The organism is Campylobacter concisus (assembly GCF_002913545.1).
GTDB classification, from domain to species: Bacteria; Campylobacterota; Campylobacteria; order Campylobacterales; family Campylobacteraceae; genus Campylobacter_A; species Campylobacter_A concisus_AV.
On the sequence record NZ_PPBR01000130.1, the window covers coordinates 1 to 3,161 of the forward strand.

Annotated in this window: 3 protein-coding genes; all 3 read left to right on the forward strand. The window is 29.4% G+C overall.

Features of this window, described 5'->3' with window-relative positions; all coding sequences use genetic code 11:
- The first annotated feature begins 333 nt into the window (after nucleotides 1-333).
- The 3 genes from CYP05_RS09355 to CYP05_RS09365 are packed head-to-tail and all read left to right on the forward strand — an operon-like array spanning nucleotide 334 to nucleotide 2,448.
- Complete coding sequence (locus CYP05_RS09355) at nucleotides 334-870, forward strand: hypothetical protein (protein ID WP_103642730.1); 537 nt, start codon at nucleotides 334-336, stop codon at nucleotides 868-870.
- A 25-nt stretch (nucleotides 871-895) separates the two neighbouring features.
- Nucleotides 896-1,960 (forward strand): DUF1566 domain-containing protein, encoded by a 1,065-nt coding sequence (locus CYP05_RS09360; RefSeq protein WP_103642731.1) that lies wholly within the window; start codon nucleotides 896-898, stop codon nucleotides 1,958-1,960.
- An 11-nt stretch (nucleotides 1,961-1,971) separates the two neighbouring features.
- Nucleotides 1,972-2,448, forward strand: a complete 477-nt coding sequence (locus CYP05_RS09365) for a DUF1566 domain-containing protein (protein WP_103642732.1) — start codon at nucleotides 1,972-1,974, stop codon at nucleotides 2,446-2,448.
- The last annotated feature ends 713 nt before the right edge of the window (nucleotides 2,449-3,161 follow it).

The window sequence follows — 3,161 nt, forward strand, 5'->3', positions numbered from 1 at the left end:
CCTTATCTAAGTCTTTTGTAAAAAGGCAAAATTTAACATTTTTAAGAGCAGTATTAAAAAAGTAAAAATTTGGTCTATTTGTTACATTGCTAATTTAGTTTATATATCATGATTAAGCTTGTCTATTTTATACAAATAGTATTTTATGATTTTATGTAACTTTGAGGTATTTTTAATAAAAAGATTGTCTAGTTATTGCTCAAAGGCCTAGAAATATCTAAACCTTTCGGCTCTGCGAGGCTTTTTAATTAAAAATAAACATAAAATATAAAGTTAAAAATAGAATAAGAAGATTTTATATAGAATAACTAATTTTAAAAAGATAGGTTCTATATGGTAACTAGAGAGATAAAATGTAGGTATTGTCAAGGATATGGATTTATAAGAGCAGACAAAAACTGTCCTGTATGTGGAGGGACTGGTAAAGTAACCCAAACTGATTTGGAAATTGGTAAAAAACTTCCAGATGCCGCTCAAGGAATTTTTGACACTATCTTGATAATATTTGAAAAACCTTTGATTTTTTTCATATCTGGGTTAATTTTATATTCTATTTGTAAATATCAACTAGAGTTGGAGTTAGGATACATAAGCGGAGCTCTTATAGTCGGTTCTTTTCTTCATGTATTTAATATCTTTAGTAAAGATTTTGGTAAAATTCATAAGATACTTATAACTGCTTCTATTATATTATTTGCAATGCTATTTCTATATATTCGTAAAAGTCAAGACCCTAATGCAGATTTGCTGTATATTCTAGGTTTTTTATTTGTGAATTTTATTAGTTTTTACAAGTCATATTATAAATTTGCTTGTGGTGTTATAGCGTTTGCAGTAGTAGGTTTCTTTCTAAAATATATTTTTAGTTAATTAAAGCATTTTAAAGGATTTTGTAATGAAAACATTTTTTATTTATATTTTGTGTATAACTTTACCTAGTTTAATGCTAGCAAACTCTCAACTTGCTATTGTTGGCAAAACATATAACTCTCTTAGGATGATAGGAGATGAGGAGTATCGCAATGAAGTGATGCGTACAGATATGGCCATTTATGGCACTTATGCTATTCTGGGTGGACTTATTAGCGTTTTTGGTTCACTTGGGGCACCAAAAATTAAAGAACCAAAAGGTTCTCTTACTGAAGCACTTTCTAGTCTAGTTATAAAAGGTTGCGGAAAAGTATATATAGACGATGTTTATAAAGGTCAGACCCAAGAGAATTCAGCACTTATTGTTAATGTATCGGCTGGCAAGCATAAAGTTTTAGTGGTCTATCAAGATGATGATTACATATCTTATGGTGAGATCAAGGCTAGTGTTGGAGATGGGGTTCGACAGCCTATTGTTGTCAATGCAGATAATGTTTCAATGACAAAAGAAGGTTATGAAAGAAAAAAACATGCCAAAGAAAAAGCAGCCGAGGCAAAAAGACAACGCGAACTAAAAAATGCAGAAGAAGCACGCCAAAGAAAAATCATTGAAGCTGAAAAAACAAAACAAAAAGAGATACAAAAGCGTCATGATATGGAGAGAATGGCAAAGCTAAAAGAAGAAGGCATTAGTAAGAGGTTTAAAGCATACCAGGCAAAATTTTACAGAGATGGCAAACTTGATGTAGTCATAGATCCTACTACAAATTTAATGTGGCAGGATGGTAAAAGTATAGCCTTGGCAAATAATCTAGAAGAAGCAAATAATTATTGCAAAAGATTAAATTATGCAGGTTTTAAGGATTGGAGAATGCCTGTTTTGATTGAGTTGGAAACCACAGTAGACAATAGCAAATCAAATCCAATGATAGCTGATACATTTAAAAATTTAAGTGAAACCAAAGCATACTGGTCAAGCACTCTAGATGCCAGAAAACCTAATGGAACTATTATTAAAGCGGTTTCTTATATTGATTCACATCCAAGACCTCCGCTGGCAGTTAGATGTGTTCGTGATATAAACAAATAAAGGGAGTAAATATGTACTTTAAAAAAATACTATTTTTTGCAACTATTTTGTTCATATTTGTCGGATGTGGACATCTTGATTTAAATGCAGTCAGTAGGCAAGAAGCACTAAACACAAGATGTGACAGAGACTCTAACAATGATACTATTACTTGTAAAGATAAGATTTTTGATAAACTAATGTGGCAAGATAATACTTCTCCTATGTTAGACTGGAACAAAGCAAAAGAGTATTGCAAAAATTTACAGTATGCTGGCTTTAGTGACTGGAGACTACCTACTAGACATGAGTTTTTAACTATCACTGATTTTTCAAAATTTAATCCGGCGATAAAAAAAATTTTTAGTAATATAAAATATGGTAGATACTGGTCATCAACCATCAATACTGGTAATAGCGCATATGCTTTTGAAGTATATGGTGGAGACGATTTAATAGAACCGATGAGTATAGTGTATAATGTAGTATGTGTAAGAGAAGTTAACTAAAACTTATTTTAAAAATAAAATGACTATGAGATTATATCTGTTAATGATTTATTCTGGTCTTATATTTTTCAAAAAGTGCCCGTTGATTGCCTTATTGACTGCTTTTTATGAAATTATCATTATTTCTACTTTATTTAAGAAGGTTATTTTGACTCCTATCTTTTTTGTATTTAAGTTGTTGAATAAGGCGACTATTTTCTAAATAGTTTTTACTATCTTGCAATAAAGTTAATAAAATATGAAATGTTTACTGATATTATCAATATATTTTATTCTCTGGTTTTGAAATTAGAATAAAAGTTAATCTTTTTTAAGCCATGATGTAAAATCGGGATAAATTACTTTATTAAATTGGCTCTCTCTCGGTTTTGGTATTAATTTTATTACAAAAACCTTTTCAATAGTTCATCTTCTCTCTTTCTAAAGGACCCAAGATTATTTATTTTGTAGTTATGCTTTGAATCTTTACTGATATCCTTTAAATTTCATCATATTCTACTAAACTAATAGATTAAGGGAAACATTTGTAATATTTTTTATTGGTAGTATTATGATTAAGGGCTGGGCTTAAAATACTGACTCAATATTGTCTTGAGTATATAAATATCAGGCATAATAAACTCTAACTTTAACAATATAATTGTTGCAATCTAAGATAACAATATGATTTTATTATTTCTAAAAAATTCAAAATATACAAGTTTATTTTATTC